Genomic DNA, 21,539 nt, shown 5'->3' with positions numbered 1-21,539 from the left:
AAAAGAAGGGATGTTGAGAAATGGACGATCGTTTTTTTCGAAATGCAATGGGGAAATTCGCAACGGGTATTACCGTTGTTTCAACGGAATTAGAAGGTGAAGCACATGGAATGACAGCGAATGCGTTTGTATCTGTCTCACTAAATCCAAAATTAATCCTTGTTTCGATCGATAAAAGAGCAAGAATGCTTCCACTCATTCAAAAATCCAAAAAATTTGCCGTTAGCTTTTTATCCGCAGAACAGCAAACAGAATCTATGCGTTTTGCAGGGCAAATGAAGGAGGATACTCCTTATAGCTTTGAGCAATTTGGAAATCTGCCCGTCATTCAAGGCGCACTTGCAAACCTCACATGTACTCTTTATAACGAGGTTGAGGCAGGAGATCACATTTTATTTATTGGCGAGGTTACTGAACTAAAGGTAAACGAAGGGGACCCATTGTTATACTTCGGCGGCCAATACCGAAAGTTATCAGAATAACGTATTTGAAAAGCTGTCACATGGCAGCTTTTTCTTATTGTGATTCTGGTCAAGTTCTGTACAATTAGAAGAGGAGGGATTGACCTTGTTAAAAAAAATTAGACTTATTTTAGGCATCATCGTTTTAATATTAGCTCTATTTGGATTGATTACGAAAAACTTTGTTGCTCAGCCCTTTATGATGTTAGGTTTATTTGCCTTCATCTTAGTCGGTGGTATAGATGAACTGAACCAAGGTAAAAAACCGCGTGGTTATGTTAGTATCTTTGTCGCAGTATTCGTTTTGGCTGTTGTTATAAAAACTTTCTTTCCATAGAGTAATAAAATGGAAGAGACCTTCAATCATTTGGAGGTCTTTTTTCTATCAAAAAAGACTAAAGGATGAAGCCATTACACCAAATTATTTCCCAACTCTTCAATGATGATAATATATTGATTAATTAGAAGTTTCTAAATAAACTCAGTATTACAGCACAAAGAAAGCTGTACATAAAAAAATAGGAGAGGGGAAATAAAATGAGGAAGAAAAAAAAGATTGCTTCAGCACTACTTGCATTAACAATGGGGGTCTCGTTATTTGCATCTGCGGCTTATGGTGAAGGCACAGATTCTAATGAAACATTTCGAGTCAATATTAATGGACCTAGTTCTGAAAAAGTAAAAGCCAAGCAAACAACTGGAGTACGATGGGATTTTGGAACCGAAGGATATACAACCACTGTCAATTCTAAACAATACCAAGCTTTACTAAATAATAAAAATTTAACGATTGAGAAGGTTTCAGAAGTACAATTGGATCGTGTAGAAAATGCATCAAAAGATAAAATCGGTACTACTGCTATTACATCTCTTCCAAGTGACCGCACTCCGTGGGGCATGCAGGCAATTTATAATGACCCGAACATCACAAGTACATCTGGCGGTGCTGGAATCAAGGTAGCTGTGTTAGATACAGGTACTTATATTAACCATTATGATTTAACAGGGAGTGCCGAACAATGTAAAGACTTTACCCAATCATCATCACCTATTATTAATGGTACATGTACAGATCGGAATGGACATGGTACACACGTTGCAGGAACTGTACTAGCTCATGGTGCCTCAGATGGATTAGGTATCTATGGTGTAGCGCCACAGGCTAAGCTTTGGGCATATAAGGTTTTAACGGACAGTGGATCTGGATATTCTGATGATATTGCAGGTGCCATTCGTCACGTAGCAGATGAAGCCGTAAGAACAGGATCAAAAGTAGTCCTATCGATGTCACTCGGATCAAGTGGAAAAGACACAATGATTGCTAGTGCAGTAGATTATGCGTATAGCAAGGGAGTATTAGTTGTGGCAGCAGCCGGTAACTCAGGGTATGCGGCCAATACTATTGGATATCCAGGTGCCTTAAAGAATGCCGTTGCAGTAGCGGCCTTAGAAAATGTTCAGCAAAATGGCACATACCGCATTGCCGATTTCTCTTCTCGTGGTAATCCTTTAACAGATGGTGATTACGTGATCCAAGAAAAAGATGTAGAGATTTCTGCGCCGGGTGCTGCAATTGAATCCACATGGTATGATGGGAATTACAATACAATCAGTGGAACTTCCATGGCAACTCCTCACGTATCAGGCTTAGCAGCAAAAATTTGGTCATCGAATCTGTCTTGGTCTAACGCTCAGCTTCGTTCTGAGTTACAAAGAAGGGCTAAACTGTACGATATTAAAGGCGGCTATGGTGCAGCAACTGGGGATGACTATGCTTCAGGTTTCGGTTTTGCAAGAGTAAAATAATCATAGAGAAAAGCCATCTTAGTTTTCAGATGGCTTTTTCATTACCGTTTGACAACAGAGAGTATAAAAATAGTTGCGATGATCAGAATTGCCCCTATCCATTCAATTGGACTAAAGGGAATATGAAGCCAGGCAACCGCTAGAAATGCGGCAGATAGTGGTTCAATACAGGCAAGAAGGCTCGCTTCAGAGGCTTTTATGTATTTTAGGCTTTCCATAAAGCATAGAAATGCGAGTAATGTACCAACTAGAACGACAAATGCAACAGCCATAAACGAAGCAGGGGACCAGTGACCTTCAACTTTCCATGGAGGATGGAAGAAACTTAAACCAAAACCACCAATCATCATGCCCCAGCCAACCGTTAAGGTCGTTCCCCATTTCGAAAGTAGTTTAACAGGGTATAGAGTATAAAAAGCTAGTGCAAAAGCCGATAGTATTCCCCATCCAAAGGCAGATCCAGATATCGACAGTGCCTGAATATTACCTTTTGTGACCAGGAGGAATGTCCCGCCTAACGCCATTACAATGGCAGTCACCTCATGTTTCACAGGTAATGACTTAGTACGAAAGCAAAAATATAAGGCAATAAGTACCGGTGCCAAGTATTGCAAGACGGTAGCGGTGGCTGCATTACCTTGCTCTATAGCCATAAAAAAAGTATATTGAACACCGAGCATGCCAAAAATTCCAAACAAAACGAGCTGTAAAACATCCTGCTTATTTTTCCAAATACTCCATATATTTTGTTTCCCAACTATATGAGCAAAAAGTAATAATCCCAGTCCAGCCAAAAGCAGTCGTATTACCACCAGCCAATTCGTGCTGAATCCTTGCTGATGAAATAGGTACTGCGCTACTGTTCCTGATACACCCCACGATGTCGCCGCCATTACTACTAATAAAATTCCTTTTGTTCGTGGGTACGACAAAGAAGCACCAAGTGTGGTCAAAGATATCCCTCCCCAAATAAACCATTCTATTAATTTACCAGAAATTGAAAAAGTTTAAAAGAGGAAAAATTCTTTGACTCTTAGGATTATTAACAAAAGAAAAGCCATTAGACAGAATCATTGTCTAATGACTTTTTCGACTATCTTGGTGTTAATGTTTTTACCGAAATCGCAGGGGAGTAGGAGGTAACAACGCAGCCTTCTAAGTTGCTTTCACTTAATAATCCCAGCTGGAGTGCAGATTTGATTTTGACATCATCTGGTTTTTTTATAACCTGAATGAGATCGTTCATGTTTAATTCTTCTAATCTTTTGACCGTTATATCTTCATTAAATTTTTCTATTTTCCTGATTTGCCGTTGTAATTTATAATTATTTATCGTGATTTCTGCCTTATTCGTAGGACCGACAAGTTTATTAAAATAGTCCTGGAACAGGTCCTTTAATTGATTCATTTCCAACTCAATTTCCTTTTTCTTCTTATTAAGTTCATAATATTTCACCAACATCTCATCTGTAATGAAGGAATCATTCTGTTTAACCAAGATCCTCTCCTCCTCATCGAACGTATATTCTATTTTATTAACGTCCATTGGGTATTAGTACGATTAATCTTCTACAAATAATTTAAAATCGGCTATATATGACACAAGATGTGTTGTCATTTGATTGAAAGGTAAACATCAAAGAGGGCTTGGAGATTTTACTCCAAGCTCTCTTTAATCCTGAAATTCTCTCATTCGGTCTAAAAGCAATCCGTCTGTTTTGGCATTTTCTCCGATTACAAAATCTGTCATATAGTAGGTTAAATATTGTCCATATTGATTATTCGTCTTTAGCAATAACTCGTCCACATAGTAAACACCCTTTGGTATTTGGTCAAGAAGGAGGACGGATAGGGAAGCATATATCCCACAAGCCACCTGAAAGTAAGTTGCGTTTGTTTTGTATTGAGTAAAAATACTTTCGTTATCTAACACGTTATAGATATAACGCTCTTTATCTGGATAAACCAGCAATACACCGACTAAATCCTCACCCGTCAACGGGGCATCTAAGGGATTGAGTACTTTCATTTCAAAATCCCATAAAACGTCTGAGTCATCTAAGTGCTCACGGATAATTTTTGTGGTGTGGTCATTTACCTTATACAAAAAACCACTTTCCATATCAAATTGCTTGCCTAGCGTATAAACTTCCTCATGTGGCATTAGACAGCCATGAAAAACTTTCTTTCCTAAGGTAACTTTAAATTCAATATCATAAACATTTTCATATAAAAAAAGCGGGGTCCGATGTTTCATGAACATTGGATAGCACAATATCGCCTCGTCTAGGAAGCATTCGGGAGACCAAGTTGTATAGATGACATTCTTTTTTGCCTGGGACTTTTTCTTAAAAAAAGAGGTATCATGCTCAACAATGTAGCAGCCCAGGGGTTGTTCATTTACATGTTGTTTCATCAGTTCGAATGCCATCCACTGTACCACTCCTGGATTCATTCCAGAACAAACAATCGCACTAGTGTTTTTAAAAGTGTCCTTATGTTTTTCAAAATAATGAATTCGTTCGATTAGCGGAAAACCGGCAAACTGTTCTTCATGGTCATCAATATACGTATTTTCTAGTGCAGAGTTAACATACTGGATACCTAATTCATCACAGCAATGGAGCATATCAACGGTATCGGCCCATGAAACATCAATGACAATACTTGTTTTGGTACTAGTTAAATGTTTTTTTACCTGATCTTTATCTTTAAGGTCAAATTGATGGCAGTGTATCCTGTTCGTTAAATGAGGAAATAAGCTTTGATAATACAGGAGTTCCTTTTGTTTATAATCTATTAAGTGAATTGCACTATTTGTTATAAGTTGATGTATGGGGTCTTTGGTATCATTTGCTGAATGATTTAAAATGGAAAGAACAGATTTTGCGACCCCGCCAGCACTTCCGAAAATGGATATAACTGTTTGGTGATCTTTCATTTCAACACCTCGTCCATATTTTTTATACTATAATATGTACAAAAGGTAGAAAAGGATTGGATGATTATCTTAGAATAATAATATATGGTTTTCATATTACTACTGGACCTTGTGGTAGGATAAATGATAAAAATAGTAGATACAGGAGCACGAGATTAGGAGTTGAAGGTAGTGAGCAGTACATTTCCAAAATGGTATGATTTTTTTATGAGTCCCTTGGAACGAAGGCGGTTTAAAAGCATCCGTAAAGACCTGCTTAAAGGTGCAACAGGGACGGTACTTGAACTTGGTTCAGGTACTGGAGTAAATTTTCCATTGTATCGTAATGTTGATCATGTCATTGCCATAGAACCGAGTCAGCATATGATTGATCAATCATTGCCAAGGCTTCAATTAGCTGAGGTACCTATTGATCTGGTTAACGCCAGCGCAGAAAACCTTCCTTTTGAGGATCATACATTTGATACCATCGTTGCAACACTGGTTTTTTGTACAATACCAAATGTTGACGAGGCGATTAATGAATTAAAAAGAGTGTGTAAACCTAACGGAAAAATCCTATTATTTGAACACGTCAAAATGGAAAATAAGGTACTCAGCAGCATGCAGGATGGCCTAACACCCTTTTGGAGTAAAATTTGTGACGGCTGCTGCCTGAATAGAGAAACATTAAAGGCATTCACATCCAAAGGATTCGAGATGGAGAAACTAGAAACATGTTACAAAGACCTATTCATAATAGCAGAGCTATGGAATCGAAAGGAGTAGTACCTTTTGATTCCCACAGATCAGCTTTTTTCACCTGGAAGGGAATCAAAATCAACTTTTGATTCCCTTTTATCTGATTTTTTTACTTAATAGGGAAGCAAAGACAGTTTTTGATTCCCTCCTATCAGCTTTCCTGACTCAGTAGGGAACCAAAGGCAACTTTTTGATTCCCTATAACAACCATTTTGCGAATGAAAGGGAAACAAAAAAGAAAAACCTCAAAATCAACTGAGGTTTTTACTGTGTTCTACGGGCAAAGTCAACAAATCTGAATTTGTCGGGACGGTGCCGGGATTCGGTATATTGAAAAAGGCTTGCATCTTCTAAATATACATAGTTTTTGATGACAACAATATTATGAAAACCTTCTAAGTCCAAAAATGAACGATCCTCCGCAGTGGGTTCTTCCACGACGATTTCCTTCTTCGCAAAGCTAATCTTCAGGTTTAAGTCATTTTCAAGGTAGGCATAAATAGAGTTTGCACAAATTTCCTCTGTAATAGAAGGGACGTATTTTGCAGCAAGATAATCTTTATCTAGAATGATTTTCTTGCCGCCAATTTCCCGCGTTCGAACGATTTTCCAAACTTGGTCCTTGCCTGAAAGCTGAAGCTGCTGCTTAATATAGGCATCCGGCTTGATAATTAACGACAACTCATTGACAATCGTCCTTGGCTTTTTTTCCATTTTATCCGCTAGTTCTTTAAAGCTAACGAGGCCAGAAACAGGAAAATCAAATTTATTGATATCAATGACAATCGAACCTTTGCCTCTTACTTTTTGGATATAGCCATTTTGCGCAAGCAGGTTTAAGGCTTTTCGAATCGTTTCTCTAGAAGTATCGTATTGTTCCTTCAATTCGTTTTCAGAGGGGAGAAGGGAATTCGGCGGGATTTCCCCGCTTTTAATCTGATCCACAATCGTATTAAAAATAGTTTGATACTTATTTGTCATAGAAATCTCCCATTATTTTTTCAGATGATAAACAATGGACTCATAAGGTCGTAAATGTATTTCTTTTGCAAGTGGTGCTGAGTCCTCATAATTTGAGAGTAACACACCATTTGCCAAGCCATCAATGTCTAACTTCACTGGGAGAGAAAAGCTCGTGTCTTTTCCATAAAAATTATTAATCACCAACAGCATTTCATTTTCGGTTTTGCGCACAAAAGCGAAGATAGATTCATGGTCTTCAGAAATCAATTCATAATCCCCGTTCGTCATCACATCATATTCTTTCCGTAATCGGATGAGCTCTTGATAATGATAGAACACAGAATTCGAATCCTTCATGGCATTTTCTGCATTAATATCCTTATAGTTCGCTGCAGTATGAATCCAAGGAATACCAGTGGTAAATCCAGCATGTTCGCTTGCATTCCACTGGACTGGCGTACGGGAATTATCACGAGATTTTTGTTTTAAAATCTCAATAATCTCTTGTTCTGACAACCCTTCCTTTTTGAGAATTTCAAACATATTCAATGATTCCACATCCCGGTAATCATCAATCTTATCGAACTTCGGATTGGTCATCCCAAATTCTTCCCCCTGAAAAATATAAGGAGTACCTTGCATCATATGGATGGTTGTTCCAAGCATTTTTGCTGATTCTTTGTGGAACTGCTGGTCATCACCGAACCTTGAGACAACACGAGGCTGATCATGGTTGCACCAGAAGAGGGCATTCCAGCCGCCGCCTTTATTCATTTCAACCTGCCAATCAGACAAAATGTTTTTTAAAGCATGGAAATCAAAATCAGCTTTTGTCCATTTTTCACCATTTGGATAATCTACTTTTAAATGATGGAAGCTGAATGTCATATTGAGCTCTTCATCACGTGGATTCGTGTAGCGAATGCAATTATCGATGGACGTTGAAGACATTTCGCCTACGGTCATAATGTCATACTTTGAAAAAACTTCTTGGTTAATCTCGTGGAGGAACTCATGGATTCTAGGTCCATCTGTATAAAACTTTCGTCCGTCAGAGTCATCTTCTGGGAACTGTTGATCTTTTGAGATTAAATTGATGACATCTAGTCTGAAGCCATCAACACCTTTTTTGAGCCAAAAGTGCATCATTTCATATAATGCTTCACGGACTTTTGGGTTTTCCCAGTTTAAATCTGCCTGGGTAACATCAAATAAATGGAGGTAATACTGGCCAGTGGTTTCATCCCATTGCCATGCTGAGCCGCCAAATTTTGATTCCCAGTTGGTAGGAGGGAGGCCGTCTTTCCCATCTTTCCATATATAAAAATCGCGGTATGGATTGTCTTTTGAGGATTTTGCTTGCTTGAACCACTCATGTTCAGTGGATGTATGGTTGATGACAATATCCATAATGATTTTGATTCCGCGCTTATGTGCTTCTGCAAGTAGCTGGTCGAAGTCCTCCATGGTACCGTATTCTTCTTGGATGTTGTAATAATCGCTTATATCATAACCATTATCTCTTTGAGGGGATTTATATATCGGAGTGAGCCAAAGAACATCTACACCAAGCTCCTTTAAGTAGTCGAGCTTTTCAATGATTCCATGGATATCACCGGTACCATTACCGGTCGTATCATAAAAACTTTTTGGATAAATTTGATACACTACTGCTTTTTTCCACCATGATGTTGACATGATATGCACCTACCTATATTTTTTGAGTCTCTAATAATGAAAAGGAGGGAGATGGTCTCCCTCCTAAATTGGAGTTTTATTTTTTAAATGAAAATTTGTTCATACCTGTTTTAGCAAAGATGATCGTTAGAATAAACGGAATCACAATCGCAACCAACATCGCTACTGCAAACATCATCATGTGCTGCGGCTGGATAGAAAGGAATCCTGGAAGCCCGCCAACACCGATGGAGTTAGCCATTACATCACTACCTACAGAGATAACTGCGGCTACTAATGAACCAATCATTGCTGCAAGGAAAGGGAAGCCGTACTTTAAGTTAATACCAAACATCGCTGGCTCTGTAACACCTAGGTAACAAGAAATCGCTGCTGGAATGGAAACTTGTTTTTCTTCTTCATTTTTACGATTAATGAAGATCATCGCAAGAACGGCAGAACCTTGAGCAATATTTGATAAAGCAATCATTGGCCAAAGATTCGTTCCGCCAAGCTCAGACATTAATTGTAAGTCAATTGCATTTGTCATATGGTGTAAACCTGTGATAACAAGTGGTGCATAAGCGAAACCAAAGATAGCGGCAAATAACCAGCCAAAAGCAGAAGTTAAGCTTGTATATACAACATCGGAAATCCAAGAACCAATGGTCCAACCGATAGGTCCTAAAACAGTATGAGCAATTAATACAGTTGGAATTAACGCTAAGAATGGAACCACAATCATAGAGATTGAAATCGGAACAATTTTCCTAAGTCTTAATTCTAAGAAAGAGAGTACAAATCCAGCTAAGATAGCAGGGATAACTTGAGCTTGATAACCAATCATTTCAATTTGTGCAAATCCAAAATCCCACGTTGGAATATCTTTAGCTCCTGCTACACCATAGGCATTTAGTAATTGAGGCGATACTAATGTAATACCAAGGACAATACCAAGGATTGGTGTTGCACCCATTTTTCTAGCGACTGCCCAGGTGATACCGACTGGCAGGAAGTGAAACACTGCTTCACCAATTAACCAAAGGAATGCGTGAACTCCCGCCCAGAATTGAGAAACTTCAACGATTGTCTTCGTTCCATCTTCAAGCAATTTAATATCACCGATTACGTTTCTAAATCCAAGGATTAAACCACCTACAACGAGTGCAGGAATTAACGGTGTAAAGATATCTGCAAGATGAGCAATCATACGTTGCAGCCAATTCATATTTTGCTTTGCAGCTACTTTTGCTTCGTCTTTCGATGCTTCACTAACACCGGCAACTTTAACAAAGTCATTATAGAAGGTAGATACATCATTTCCGATGATTACCTGGAATTGTCCTGCTTGGGTAAAAGTACCTTTTACCGGTTTAAGAGATTCAATTTTTGTTACATCCGCTTTGCTCGGATCGTTTAATACAAAGCGCATTCTCGTAACACAATGGGTTACAGCCGCAATGTTTTCTTTGCCCCCAACGTGTTCGAGCAGTTCTTTTGCTGACTCAGTGAACTTCGTCATGTTTTTTCCCCCTGTAGGAATTGGAATCTCCAATTCTTTATATAATGTATTATTTCCTTGTATTTACCAATTCATGTGTACGTTTCAATCCAATACCTCGTACATGTATATACAAGTTTTTTGGTTACGGTTACATTCTAACTTGTATATACAAGACTGTCAACATATTTGTTTTTAATAAAAAAGGGGGTTGACCATTACTAGTGATTTACTTATTATAGGAGGTATTATTACAAGTTCATAACTTTTCAACTTTAACGCTTTAAACTGTTGAATGAATTTTCGGAAAATGGTATAATCAACTTGTTTAAATTCTTCTGAGTTTAGACCTCCTAAAACTAGAGCTTAGCCTTGACCACTAAGCTCACCTTTTGCCTTTGACATCTGTCAAAGGTCTTTTTTTTGAATTTTTTGAATAAATTTTGTGCTTTATGTACAATAATATATTGTTGCTTATTTGTTATAAGGGAGTGTTTAGAATGAAGGGACAGATTACACCTTATTTATCTTTTGAAGGAAACGCAAAACAAGCTTTGGAGTTTTATAAAGAAGTATTAGGAGCTGAAATTATCGGTCTACAAACATTCGGTGAAGCTGATTATCCGACTCCGCCAGAAGCAGATCAACGGGTCATGCATGCAAAACTAAGTAAAGGTGACATTTCACTTATGTTTTCCGATACCTTCCCAGGTCAGTCGGTTGTTGTGGGTAACAATATTACTCTTACACTCGAGCCTGAAAGTGAAGAAGAAATTCAAAATTTGTATGACTCACTAATAAAAAAGGGAAAGGCTCTTGTGGAACTAGAGGATACATTTTGGGGTGCCAAATACGGAAGAGTTCAAGATCAGTTTGGGATTATATGGGAATTGAATTATCAAAAGTCATAATTCGAAGCACTTTCTAAGTGCTTTTTTGTTTGCAAAAAAAAGAAAGTGGTGGGGCCACTTTCTAAAGGAGGTATTGTATCATGGGTTACTTTAATATATGTACCACCTAGTACAGGCATGTAGTGAACATGTCCATTTTTCGAAAATAATTCTTACACTAAGAATCTTTTTTTCATTTCTTCAGTAGGCAGCATACAACTATCCCTTTTACCAAACCAATTGTAACGATTTTTTGCTACCAGGTCATAGAGGAAATCTCTAAAAAAAGGAGGGAGGACCCTTAGTATCGTAAAGCACCTCCAAAATCCACTTAATTTTTTACTTATCTGTAATGCTGCACTTGATTTTATATAGACTTTTTGTTTTTCAATGACTATGAGGCTGTCAATCTGTTTACTAACCCCGTATTGCTTCAATAGCTGCTGTCCAATCTCACTTTGGAGTGAAGCGAACTTGAAATAACCCTTTGGATCTCTCTTGATAATGAACTGAACACTGCTATTACAGAAGTTACATATTCCATCAAATAAAATAATTGCTTCCATGATTTCACCTATCCCTTGTATAAATAATATTAACAAAAAATGATTAAAGGCTGGTCAAAGTTTAGTTACGGATAAACACCTTTAATACTGGCGCATAACCGTAAAGAACTCCAACAATAAAAAACCTATTTCAAAACTGAAATAGGTCATTACATATAAAGTCCAGCTAAAAATATTCCCAATGTCTCTTCATAAATTTCGTTAAATTGGGTCAGTGGGAGAGGGTTCGTACCTGTTCCGAGCTCGACGGTAAATCCAGGGCGGCGCCAGTCTTGGATAAACCAATCCTTATATCCAGCATAACTTTCGATACTCTTGACGGGCTGATAACCGCTGACTCTAGAAAACTCGTTAACAAGCACCTCTGATTCAGGCGGCTCCAAGTTTTCAAATCCCCAGTAGATGACCTCACCTTGGGTATGAAAGGCTAGGACTCGAGCGAAGTCACGTTTTCTAGTCAAATCTGCCATCGCAATCGCTTCTGGTTCTGATAACGGCCGTTCACCCACATAATCCCGCGGTCCAGGCTGAGTAGGATTCCTTGCTTTCTCCAATTCCCAGCGGGCAGGGAACTGGTCATTAAGATCAACACCTCGAATATTTGCTTTCCAACCAGAAAAATCGGTACTTCCACGGTTTAGTTCGATCACTCTATTTCTCCACGTTTCATTTTCTGGCGGACCATTCATTACAAGACTAACTCCGTCTGGGTTAACCATTGGAACTAAAGACAGCAAACTTTGCCTATATAATGGAAAAGTGGATAGACCACGGATGGAACTTCCATTCGTAAGCGATAAACAATAATCATTTAGAAAGGTCATTAAGATAGGCGTTGTTATCCATTCATTCGCATGAAAAGACGCATTATAGTGAACTCTTTTACTGCCATTACCTATTAGAACTTCAGGAATCTGATTGCCAAGTACTGAGTTTCCGGCATTTGTTACTCGGAGAAATGGATATACATTTTGCAAACGTGCGATATCACTCATCATACGACTAAAATCATAATGCTGCTTTCCTTGAACGAGTCTCCAAGTAATCCGAAGGGGAACCTTAATATTTTGGCCGATTACAAGACGATTAGGATTTACATTAGGGTTTGCAAGCAGCAGCGCATCCAGTGACAAATTACGATTTTGCGCAATACTCCAAAAAGAATCCCCGCGCCGAATCTGGTAATCCTGCCCCACAAACCCTGGAATTCGGATTCGCTGTCCTGCTGCAAGCTGACTTGGTTGAATATCACGATTAGAATCCAATATCAGTTGGATATTCAATTGATACAATTGACTGTAATACCATAAAGAATCACCTTGTCTCACATAGATGTCCATGGAATCCTCCTGATGGTCGAAAATGGTCTTACTTAAAATGTATGCAGGAAAGTTTACCATATATGTAGGTTTTTATTTTCACTTATCAGAGGACTAATAAATAAAAGAGTGCCGCCCTTAGGACACTCTGTGAATGTTATATAGAAAGAATGATTCATGTTACCAAAAAGTGGCTGATAACATACTTATGTCATATGAACGGTTTTAATGTGTTGTAGATTTAAATAGACAGGGTCACCTTTTGCCGTTAGTAATTCAACGAAATTATTTTTTATTCCCATTATTTTCCCCATACAATTCTCATTTTCTCCAAGATTAAATACAATTAATGTCCCAATCAATTTTTCAATCTGAACTTCAAATGATCGTGCAAATGTTATGTTCGAGGGGTTAACTGGTAAATTCGCATTGCTTAAACCATAGGGGCGCTGGTTATTGGTATAAGGAATTAACCATTTTAAGTGGTTAAGAGAAATAAACATTGTTTTATAAATAGGGGAGTAGAAAACAAAATAATTATTCATAATGCTGATAATATAGCCGTGTATCGATTGTTTACTAGTCACAAATATTTCTGTGAAAATACCCTTTGCTGCCGTGAGTGTTTTTCGTAGTGAAATTTCCTCGTTAGGATTAAAAATAGGGGATTGATCATCTGATAGTGTGATGATTTCATCAATTTCTTCTATTTTAGGAATCTTCCAGTTTTGAATATGCACCGTAGGAATATATAAATAATCATAACCATTAAAAATAACCCACAAATCACTGCCAATATCGATTAATATTCCACTTATGGGTTTGTTACCGGAGATTTCAAGTTTTATATAGGTACCAACATGGTCTTTTAATTTCATCTAATCACATCCTTTCTAGTAAAGTGATTCTACAAAAAGAGCGGGTGCACATAGATTGGATATTAATAAGGAATGCCCAGCTCTTTATTGTAAAATTTATGATGGATAGTAATTGCCATAGGAATAGAGAATGTAAATTTATAGGAATCATTTGCACCCATTATCTTTTGGTGTGATTAAATGCGTCTTAGTGAGTTATTCCGATTCGGCCAACCAGAGAAGATGGATCTTCGGTCAAAGTCACGCTTAGCAGGTTCACCTGAAAACCGAGATGCGCCAACTTCTTGAGCCTTCGGTTTGATTTCCTCTTTTTTACTTTCAACGGTGCTCATTTTTGACTTATCTATTTTCATAAGTGGATTGGTATCAATCGTTTCCTTGACTTTTTTCACCTTATTTAATAGTTCCTGCGTTGAATTTGCAGTTACCTCTTTTTTCGGTACAGGTACAGCTTTCATTTGCTCACGTACAGTCTGTTTTACCTGTGCTCTTTTTTCCACTGATGGCGGAGCAGGTCTTAGGACACTCGCTTTATCATGTTGCACAATATTTTGAATGACAACCTCTGATTTTTGCTTTTTCACTTCTCCTTGTTGTGTTTGCGGTATTTCTGTTCTCGACCACTTACTATTCACAATTTGTGGAATACTATCATTGTGAATAATCTGCTTTTTCTCTTCTTTTTTGATGTCATCGCTGACTTTTATGACTGTTGATGTGGACTTGATAGGTTCTGCCCAAACCTTTTTCTCATTCTCTGGTTGATCTGCAGTTGCTTTTGGAGCAGTTATCACGTCAACCTCTACCAGATTCACTACTTGTTGAACATCAGATTCCTGGTTGTCTGCCTTCATGAATACTTGAGTTTCAACATACTTGTTATCTGTATCTTCCGCTTTACTTTCGGAAACAGCTGATTCTGTTTCATTTTTGTTTTCTTCTTCTTGTTTTTCTTCTTTACGATATCCTTTTAATATATTTGAAATGTGTGAGATTTTGATTAAAATTCGATCTTCACCATTGATTAACGTAACAAAGTCGCTATCAACAATACTTAGTACCCCAGTAAAAGATTGCTTGTTTAAGCACAAAATAGATACCCATGAATTCTTTAATGAGCTTAATAAGTCCGCTAAACTTTGGGTTTTCATAAATTCAGTCGTGATTTCTTCACCTTTAAAATCCTTCGTATTTTTCGTAATCGCCTGAATTTTATCAATACTATAGTAATAGACGTATTCTTTTTCGTCTTCTATAATAATATGATCAGATTCTACACCCATTAATTTCCCTTTTATAATTTCTTCACCAACATACAGATTTACATTGTATCCTTTTAGTAAATCTACAGTAGATGAAAAATTATCAGATCCCATTCAATGTTCCTCCTTAGGATAAATTTGTCGCTTCTATTAAAGAAGCGACAAGTGATAAATTTTTCATTGTCTTACTTGTGCATTTTCAGCACGTACAACCCTTTGTCTTACTGCTTGTTTTTCTGTTTGAGACATAGTGTTTTCTTCTTTACCTTGGTCTTTATTTTCTTCTTGTTTTTCACTTTCAATTTTTAATCCATAGCTAACATTACGAATATGCCACGTAGAAACACGGACAACTTCTTCTTTACTAATCAATGAAACAAAGTCTTTGTTAATTTCACTAATAACACCTTCAAGTTTTTCGGGACCTCCACGGTTAATTCTTACCCATTGGAATTTTAGGCTCTCTAGTAGACCTTGGAAGTTTGCAGCGCTTTTAAATTCGAAATTCTCTGGAACCTCAATTCCTATATCCATTGTGTCCTTTGAATTCTCTGTTACACTTTTGACATGGTGCGTATTATAATAAAGCACACCATCGTCCTTAGTCAAAAGGACTAGATGGTCATCAAGAACTGCCATTAATTTACCAATTCTTGATTCAGGTCCGCCTCTGTCAACCTTGATCGTCTTCCCCACTAAAGACTTCCACATGTCGTTATTCACAATATTTATCCTCCTTTAATTAAATAAACATTTACACTGCATTTATATGTGTCACGGTATGATGTTGTACTAAACGACGAGCCTTTTTTCTTACCTTTTTGTAAAAATAGGCAAAAAAAAGTATATGGAGTCCATATACAAGAAGAAAAAGTCATAATGACACTAATTTTTTAGTTAAATAGCTATTTCTGTTCTTAATGAATTCAAGAATAACATCTTTTTCTTTATCAAAGTATTTTTCATCCATATTTATATAGGGATCTGTCCTAATAAATGGTTTTAAATACTGAAATTGTTCTTCGATAATTGGCTTTAATGTTTCAACATTAAAGTGAGTTTCTAAGATTTCAGTCAAGATTTCTTTGTATTTTAATTTACCTGGGTGAGTATGGAGAAGTCGTCCAGTTAAGGTATTATACCCAGTGATAGGTACGAAATCGTAATCAAGCTTCCTTCCGTGAAGGTCTCTCCCCCAGGTCCCATCATAATCCCAAGGTGTTATCTCATACAGATTCGTTTTGCTATTTAGATAGAGAGCGTAATTATGGATAAACCCATCAAAATTCTGTGTACAAACGACACCCGCAAGCCATCTAAGGTATTTCTCAATATTTAGGATTTTACCGATTTCCTTTTCAAACTCTTCATTCGGGAGGGTGTTAATCATTTCTATAAAATCCTCTAATAATGATAGGTCTTTTTCCTCACCATATTTGATCGTGTAGCCTTCATCTAAACTCGTTTTTAATTCGTTCTCGGGAGAGATTAGAGAAAAGTTTGCAAAATAATTAGTGGCATAGATGATGGGGCCATCGGGAAGATTTCTTTTTTTCAGAAGATGTTGGTCAAATGATTCCAGTTCTAAATAAATTCCTTTACAGTAACCGTTGATATAAAGAAGCACGTGTTTGGAGTGTGGAGAAATAACTCCAATGGTATTAAAAAAATCAAGAGAAAGTTTATTGCGGCTTAGTGAAATATCATCGTATTCAGCATTTAGGTGGATTTCATGAGCACCGTCAAAGAGATAAGGTTTTTGAAAAATGATATTATAGGATTTTTTCTTCTTTTTTCTTATAACATTCCCCCGATAGGTGAGCCCTATTTTGTATCGTTTATTGGCAAACTTTAATACGGCAGGGACATGCTCATCCTCCCATATATCATCCTCCAACTTTTGCAGCCACTTTGGATTAATGAAGATTTCATATTTTAACACGTAAATACTCCTATACATACATTTTTTCTAGATAGTATGCGGCCTCTAGGAGGATTGTGCAGTACAAACATCTAGAATTTTTGTATTGGTCATATGTCGATCCTCAAATATTTATGATATGAATGTTAAAAAATAAATGTTTGTCTATGTCAAGTACCACTTTATTACCATAAATTAGAGAGTGAAAAGAATATATTTATGGAAAGTGGTGGAAAACCAAGATGGGGATGGACATGAATCAGAGGCTATCGAAAGCTAAAGATAATGGAGTCGTTTTATTTCTAAATAACAATCCAGATGAAAAGCAACACAAAAAATGCTTCTGCGATGATAATTCAGATTCCAGCGGCAGCAAAGGGTCAGACGGTAGCCGGGGGTCTAAGGGAAGTAAAGGATCACGTGGAAGTCATGGGACATGCGGCAGTAAGGGCAGCAAGGGATCTGGTGGAAGTAGAGGTTCCAAAGGCTCACGTGGTTCTTATGGGTCTGGACGTAAAAGAGGCCCAAAAGGTCCAAAGGGGCCTAAAGGTAGAAGAGGTAAACATCGTTCTGGTGGAAGTAGAGGTTCTATAGGCTCTCGGGGTTCTGGCGGAAGTAAAGGGTCTAGAGGATCTTATGGTTCCTGTGGAAGTAAAGGGTCTAGAGGATCTTATGGCTCACGTGGACGTAAAGGATCTAAAGGATCTTATGGCTCACGTGGACGTAAAGGATCTAAAGGATCTTATGGCTCACGTGGACGTAAAGGATCTAAAGGATCTTATGGCTCCCGTGGACGTAAAGGATCTAGAGGATCTTATGGTTCCCGCGGAAGTAATGGTTCAAGAGGGTCTAATGGTTCCAAAGGATCTTATGGTTCAGGACGGAGCAAAAGATCATATGGCTGTTCTGGTGGAAGTAGGGGCAGCAGAGGAACAAGAGGTTCCCGTGGATCTCACGGAAAAAGAGGCCCTAAAGGTCCTAAAGGTAGAAAAGGAAGACACAGTTCTGGTGGAAGCAGAGGTTCAAAAGGCTCTCGTGGTTCGGGCCGAAGTAAAGGATCAAGAGGATCTTATGGTTCCCGTGGAGGTAAAGATTCAAGAGGATCCCGTGGTTCTCGCGGAGGTAAAGGGTCAAGAGGATCTCGTGGTTCACGCGGCCGAGGTTCTAAAGGTTCATATGGTTCGGGCCGAAGTAAAGGAACCTATGGCGGTAAGGGTTATGGTTATGGCCGTAAAAGCTCTGGCGGAAGCAAGGGCAGTAAGGGTTCAGGTGGAAGTAAGGGCAGCAAAGGATCCAGAGGCTCTAGTGGGTCTCGTGGTGACAAAGCTCCAAAGGGTCCTAAAGGTAGAAAAGGCAGTCGCGGTTCAGGAGGAAGCAAAGGTTCCAAAGGGTCTCGTGGGTCTGGCGGAAGCAGAGGATCCAAAGGCTCTCATGGGTCCAAAGGAAGTAGCGGTTCCAAGGGCTCTCATGGGTCTAGAGGCAGTAAAGGATCCAAAGGCTCTCATGGGTCCAAAGGAAGTAGAGGATCCAAGGGCTCTCATGGTTCCAGAGGAAGTAGCGGTTCCAAAGGCTCTCATGGTTCCAAAGGAAGCAAAGGGTCCAAAGGCTCTCATGGTTCTAAAGGAAGTAAGGGGTCCAAAGGCTCTCATGGTTCCAAAGGATGTAGCGGTTCCCAGGGGTCTCATGGTTCTAAAGGTAGTAAAGGATCCAAAGGCTCCCATGGTTCCAAAGGAAGTAGAGGATCCAAAGGCTCTCATGGGTCTAGAGGCAGTAAAGGATCCAAAGGCTCTCATGGGTCCAAAGGAAGTAGAGGATCCAAGGGGTCTCATGGTTCTAAAGGTAGTAAAGGATCCAAAGGCTCTCATGGGTCCAGAGGAAAAGGCAAAGACTCAAAAGGAAAAAAATAATATCTTACCAACCGGTACTTGTGGAGTACCGGTTTTTTTCGTATTTACATAAATTCCTTAGACAGCTGCCTATAAAGGTTCCACTAGGTATTCGTTTAGCATTAAAAAGATAGGCCATTATCCAACCAACATTTCAATAAAATTTCTAGTTACCTGCTGATTTACATAAATTCAAGATATTCGTTTAGTTCAAGCCTCTAAGGGTCTACGTATGATAAAGCAAAGGACAAGAAAAGGCAGAAAAGGAGAATTTTTAGATATAAATTTTAGATGATAAATGAAAGGAGAGAAATTACTTATATGTATCATCCATCGACGGTGATCATTACAATACTTGCTTTTTTACTAACCATGTTGATGATTTTTATCCGTCCAAAAAATATGAATGAAGCAATTCCAGCTACCATCGGTGCAATAGTGGTTTTACTTAGCGGCAGTGTGTCAATACCGGATTTACTTGATATCGGTTCCAAGGTAACCGGAGCGGCTGTTACGATTATTGCAACAATTGTCATGGCCATCATACTTGAAAGTTTTGGCTTTTTTAAATGGACAGCGGCCTTAATGTTAAAAGTGTCAAAGGGATCAGGAATAAGATTATTTTGGTATACATTACTACTTTGCTTTTTAATGACTCTTTTCTTTAACAATGATGGCAGTATTTTAATTACAACCCCAATTTTAATTTTAATACTTAAACATTTAGGGCTAAAAAAACAACAAATGATTCCATTTCTCTTAAGCGGGGCCTTAATTGCAACTGCCTCAAGTGCACCTATTGGAGTTAGTAATATCGTAAATTTAATCGCACTAAAGATTATTGGAATGGATTTATATCTTCATACCGCAATGATGTTTGTCCCAGGAACAATAGGGTTGTTATTCTTATCCTATTTACTATTTCTTGTTTTTAAAAAGGACATTCCGAAAGAATTGCGTTACCATTCCTACTCCATTCCGCTTCATCAAAAAAATCGCTATCACCCTTTGAAGAAAAACTCTGAAGAAATTTTTGATAAGCACAAAAAACTTATGGTCCAAATGCTGATATTTGTGTTTATCATGCGAATTAGTCTCTTCATTGCATCATTTATCGGAATATCAGTTTCATTAGTTGCCGTTGTTGGGTCAATCATCCTTTTAGTTTGGAGATGGGTCCATATCGGTGTAAGTCCTAAGGATATGCTCTTTAAAACACCATGGCATATATTAATTTTCGCTTTCAATATGTATATCATTATTTATGGTCTTCATAATATTGGTCTTACAGCCTTCTTGGTTGACCATTTAAGTGAACTTGTGCAGGGCAGCCTGTTCCATGCAAGCATTACTATGGGAACCTTAACCGGGATATTGTCCAACCTATTTAATAACCACCCCGCATTAATGGTTGCCACCATCACACTTACTGAGATGGGTTTGGACCCTCTTACTCTAAAGACCGTTTACCTGGCAAACATTATTGGAAGTGACATAGGTTCTTTATTACTCCCAATCGGAACATTAGCAACTTTAATATGGATGCATATTCTTAAAGAAAATAAGATACACATATCCTGGATGGATTACCTGCGTGTTACCATCATTGTTATCCCTCCAGCATTAATCTTCACACTTGTCAGTTTATATTTATGGCTTTTACTGGTCTATGTATAAACTAATAAAAAGGATTCACGTATAGGTGGGTCCTTCACTATTTTAATAGTGGACATCCATGTTACAAGTGGTTAATATTGGTAAAAAATTCTTTTAAACTAACATTTTGTCGTTTACAATAAATGACAGAGTGTTTTTTATTTTTGAAGTAAAGGGGAAGATTATTTGCTAGAAGTGAAAAATTTAACAAAAAAATATGGAGACAAAACGGCCGTGGATCATTTAACATTTTCTGTTTCTTCCGGTGAAGTTTTCGGACTGCTCGGCAGAAATGGTGCGGGGAAGACCACAACGATTAAAATGATGCTTGGTTTGGTTACACAGGATGCAGGGACCGTTATGTGGAAAAATCAAAATGGGTTGAAAGGAGCTTCGTTCGGTTATTTACCGGAAGAGAGAGGCTTATATCCAAAGGCAAAGGTAGTTGATCAACTTTCCTATTTTGCTAGATTAGAAGGAATGAACAAGTCAACTATAAAAAGAAATATTGACTATTGGCTAGAACGATTTGATATCGAAATGTATAGAAACAAGATGGCAGGTGACCTTTCGAAAGGAAATCAACAAAAAGTCCAATTGGTTGCAACCTTGTTACATAATCCTGACCTCATTATCCTGGATGAGCCGTTTAGCGGGCTGGACCCCGTTAACACGAATCTTTTAACGGAGGTTATTCTAGAAGAAAAACAAAAAGGAAAAGTAATTATAATGTCCAGCCATCAAATGGAACAGGTGGAGAAATTCTGTAAAGAAGTGGTCATTATGAAAGATGGGAAGGCGTTGTTAACAGGAGAGCTAGAAGTCATTAAAGATTCATATGGGTTAATGTATTTGTCTCTGTACGGAGATGTGGATAAATTAAAATCGTTTTGTCAGCAGCAGCAATACTCATTTGAACAGGAAGAAAAACGAATTATTATTCCTTTAAAGAAAGAACAAGACCCTCTTATGGTTTTAACGCAATTAAAAAATGACGATATTGCTGTAAGTGAAGTCACCTATTTGCAGCCAACCCTTCATCAAATTTTCGTTGAAAAGGTGGGGTCGTAA

The 21,539-nt window shown here is 38.0% G+C and carries 21 protein-coding genes; 9 read left to right on the top strand and 12 right to left on the bottom strand.

Annotated elements, in window-relative coordinates; genetic code table 11:
- The first annotated feature begins 20 nt into the window (after window positions 1-20).
- The 3 genes from ACN6MT_RS18505 to ACN6MT_RS18495 all read left to right on the top strand — a co-directional run bounded on the left by ACN6MT_RS18505 (window position 21) and on the right by ACN6MT_RS18495 (window position 2,267).
- Window positions 21-482, top strand: coding sequence for a flavin reductase family protein (locus ACN6MT_RS18505; protein ID WP_419887442.1), 462 nt, complete (start codon window positions 21-23; stop codon window positions 480-482).
- An 85-nt stretch (window positions 483-567) separates the two neighbouring features.
- A complete protein-coding gene (locus ACN6MT_RS18500) occupies window positions 568-798 on the top strand; it encodes a hypothetical protein (RefSeq protein WP_063255211.1) in 231 nt (76 codons plus the stop codon).
- A 200-nt stretch (window positions 799-998) separates the two neighbouring features.
- Entirely contained in the window at window positions 999-2,267 is a 1,269-nt protein-coding gene (locus ACN6MT_RS18495; protein ID WP_419887441.1) for a S8 family peptidase, read from the top strand.
- 41 nt (window positions 2,268-2,308) lie between these two features.
- Here the strand turns inward: ACN6MT_RS18495 and ACN6MT_RS18490 are convergent, their stop codons facing one another.
- The 3 genes from ACN6MT_RS18490 to ACN6MT_RS18480 form a co-directional block, all read right to left on the bottom strand.
- Window positions 2,309-3,226 (bottom strand): DMT family transporter, encoded by a 918-nt coding sequence (locus ACN6MT_RS18490; RefSeq protein WP_419956478.1) that lies wholly within the window; start codon window positions 3,224-3,226, stop codon window positions 2,309-2,311.
- 134 nt (window positions 3,227-3,360) lie between these two features.
- Window positions 3,361-3,765, bottom strand: coding sequence for a hypothetical protein (locus ACN6MT_RS18485; RefSeq protein ID WP_419887440.1), 405 nt, complete (start codon window positions 3,763-3,765; stop codon window positions 3,361-3,363).
- 174 nt (window positions 3,766-3,939) lie between these two features.
- Window positions 3,940-5,208 carry an S-adenosylmethionine decarboxylase related protein gene (locus ACN6MT_RS18480; protein WP_419887439.1) on the bottom strand — a complete coding sequence of 423 codons (1,269 nt, stop codon included), beginning with the start codon at window positions 5,206-5,208 and terminating at the stop codon, window positions 3,940-3,942.
- Between the two features lie 171 nt (window positions 5,209-5,379).
- On the opposite strand from ACN6MT_RS18480, the gene ACN6MT_RS18475 reads away from it, so the two are divergent.
- Window positions 5,380-5,976, top strand: a complete 597-nt coding sequence (locus tag ACN6MT_RS18475; RefSeq protein WP_419887438.1) for a class I SAM-dependent methyltransferase — start codon at window positions 5,380-5,382, stop codon at window positions 5,974-5,976.
- Between the two features lie 237 nt (window positions 5,977-6,213).
- Here ACN6MT_RS18475 and treR read toward each other — a convergent pair whose 3' ends face one another.
- The 3 genes from treR to treP all read right to left on the bottom strand — a co-directional run bounded on the left by treR (window position 6,214) and on the right by treP (window position 10,111).
- Entirely contained in the window at window positions 6,214-6,930 is a 717-nt protein-coding gene (gene treR / locus ACN6MT_RS18470) for a trehalose operon repressor (protein ID WP_419887437.1), read from the bottom strand.
- A gap of 12 nt (window positions 6,931-6,942) precedes the next feature.
- On the bottom strand, window positions 6,943-8,610 hold the full coding sequence (gene treC / locus ACN6MT_RS18465) for an alpha,alpha-phosphotrehalase (RefSeq protein WP_419887436.1): 1,668 nt from the start codon (window positions 8,608-8,610) through the stop codon (window positions 6,943-6,945).
- 76 nt (window positions 8,611-8,686) lie between these two features.
- Window positions 8,687-10,111: a PTS system trehalose-specific EIIBC component gene (gene treP, locus ACN6MT_RS18460; protein ID WP_419887435.1), complete on the bottom strand. Its 1,425-nt coding sequence runs from the start codon at window positions 10,109-10,111 to the stop codon at window positions 8,687-8,689.
- Window positions 10,112-10,590: 479 nt separating this feature from the next.
- On the opposite strand from treP, the gene ACN6MT_RS18455 reads away from it, so the two are divergent.
- The gene (locus tag ACN6MT_RS18455) at window positions 10,591-11,001 is read left to right on the top strand and encodes a VOC family protein (RefSeq protein WP_419887434.1); all 411 of its coding nucleotides are present in this window, start codon (window positions 10,591-10,593) and stop codon (window positions 10,999-11,001) included.
- A 152-nt stretch (window positions 11,002-11,153) separates the two neighbouring features.
- Here the strand turns inward: ACN6MT_RS18455 and ACN6MT_RS18450 are convergent, their stop codons facing one another.
- From ACN6MT_RS18450 to ACN6MT_RS18425, 6 genes are all read right to left on the bottom strand, one after another.
- Window positions 11,154-11,546: a thiol-disulfide oxidoreductase DCC family protein gene (locus tag ACN6MT_RS18450; RefSeq protein ID WP_419887433.1), complete on the bottom strand. Its 393-nt coding sequence runs from the start codon at window positions 11,544-11,546 to the stop codon at window positions 11,154-11,156.
- A 149-nt stretch (window positions 11,547-11,695) separates the two neighbouring features.
- Window positions 11,696-12,886, bottom strand: coding sequence for a M14 family metallopeptidase (locus ACN6MT_RS18445; protein ID WP_419887432.1), 1,191 nt, complete (start codon window positions 12,884-12,886; stop codon window positions 11,696-11,698).
- Between the two features lie 185 nt (window positions 12,887-13,071).
- A complete protein-coding gene (locus ACN6MT_RS18440; protein ID WP_419887431.1) occupies window positions 13,072-13,743 on the bottom strand; it encodes a DUF2642 domain-containing protein in 672 nt (223 codons plus the stop codon).
- A 176-nt stretch (window positions 13,744-13,919) separates the two neighbouring features.
- A complete protein-coding gene (locus tag ACN6MT_RS18435; protein WP_419887430.1) occupies window positions 13,920-15,119 on the bottom strand; it encodes a hypothetical protein in 1,200 nt (399 codons plus the stop codon).
- Between the two features lie 63 nt (window positions 15,120-15,182).
- A complete protein-coding gene (locus tag ACN6MT_RS18430; protein ID WP_419887429.1) occupies window positions 15,183-15,728 on the bottom strand; it encodes a hypothetical protein in 546 nt (181 codons plus the stop codon).
- A gap of 151 nt (window positions 15,729-15,879) precedes the next feature.
- On the bottom strand, window positions 15,880-16,947 hold the full coding sequence (locus ACN6MT_RS18425) for a CotH kinase family protein (RefSeq protein WP_419887428.1): 1,068 nt from the start codon (window positions 16,945-16,947) through the stop codon (window positions 15,880-15,882).
- 408 nt (window positions 16,948-17,355) lie between these two features.
- On the opposite strand from ACN6MT_RS18425, the gene ACN6MT_RS18420 reads away from it, so the two are divergent.
- The 4 genes from ACN6MT_RS18420 (at window position 17,356) to ACN6MT_RS18405 (ending at window position 21,539) form a co-directional block, all read left to right on the top strand.
- Window positions 17,356-17,520: a hypothetical protein gene (locus ACN6MT_RS18420; protein WP_419887427.1), complete on the top strand. Its 165-nt coding sequence runs from the start codon at window positions 17,356-17,358 to the stop codon at window positions 17,518-17,520.
- A gap of 42 nt (window positions 17,521-17,562) precedes the next feature.
- Entirely contained in the window at window positions 17,563-18,885 is a 1,323-nt protein-coding gene (locus ACN6MT_RS18415; RefSeq protein ID WP_419887426.1) for a hypothetical protein, read from the top strand.
- Between the two features lie 248 nt (window positions 18,886-19,133).
- Window positions 19,134-20,489: an arsenic transporter gene (locus ACN6MT_RS18410; protein WP_419887425.1), complete on the top strand. Its 1,356-nt coding sequence runs from the start codon at window positions 19,134-19,136 to the stop codon at window positions 20,487-20,489.
- Window positions 20,490-20,654: 165 nt separating this feature from the next.
- Window positions 20,655-21,539: an ABC transporter ATP-binding protein gene (locus ACN6MT_RS18405; protein WP_419887424.1), complete on the top strand. Its 885-nt coding sequence runs from the start codon at window positions 20,655-20,657 to the stop codon at window positions 21,537-21,539.

It is taken from the genome of Neobacillus niacini, assembly GCF_048572935.1.
In the GTDB taxonomy this organism is placed as follows: Bacteria; Bacillota; Bacilli; order Bacillales; family Cytobacillaceae; genus Neobacillus; species Neobacillus niacini.
Note: the sequence above shows the minus strand (reverse complement) of the source record. Positions and strands in the feature narration are given on the sequence as shown.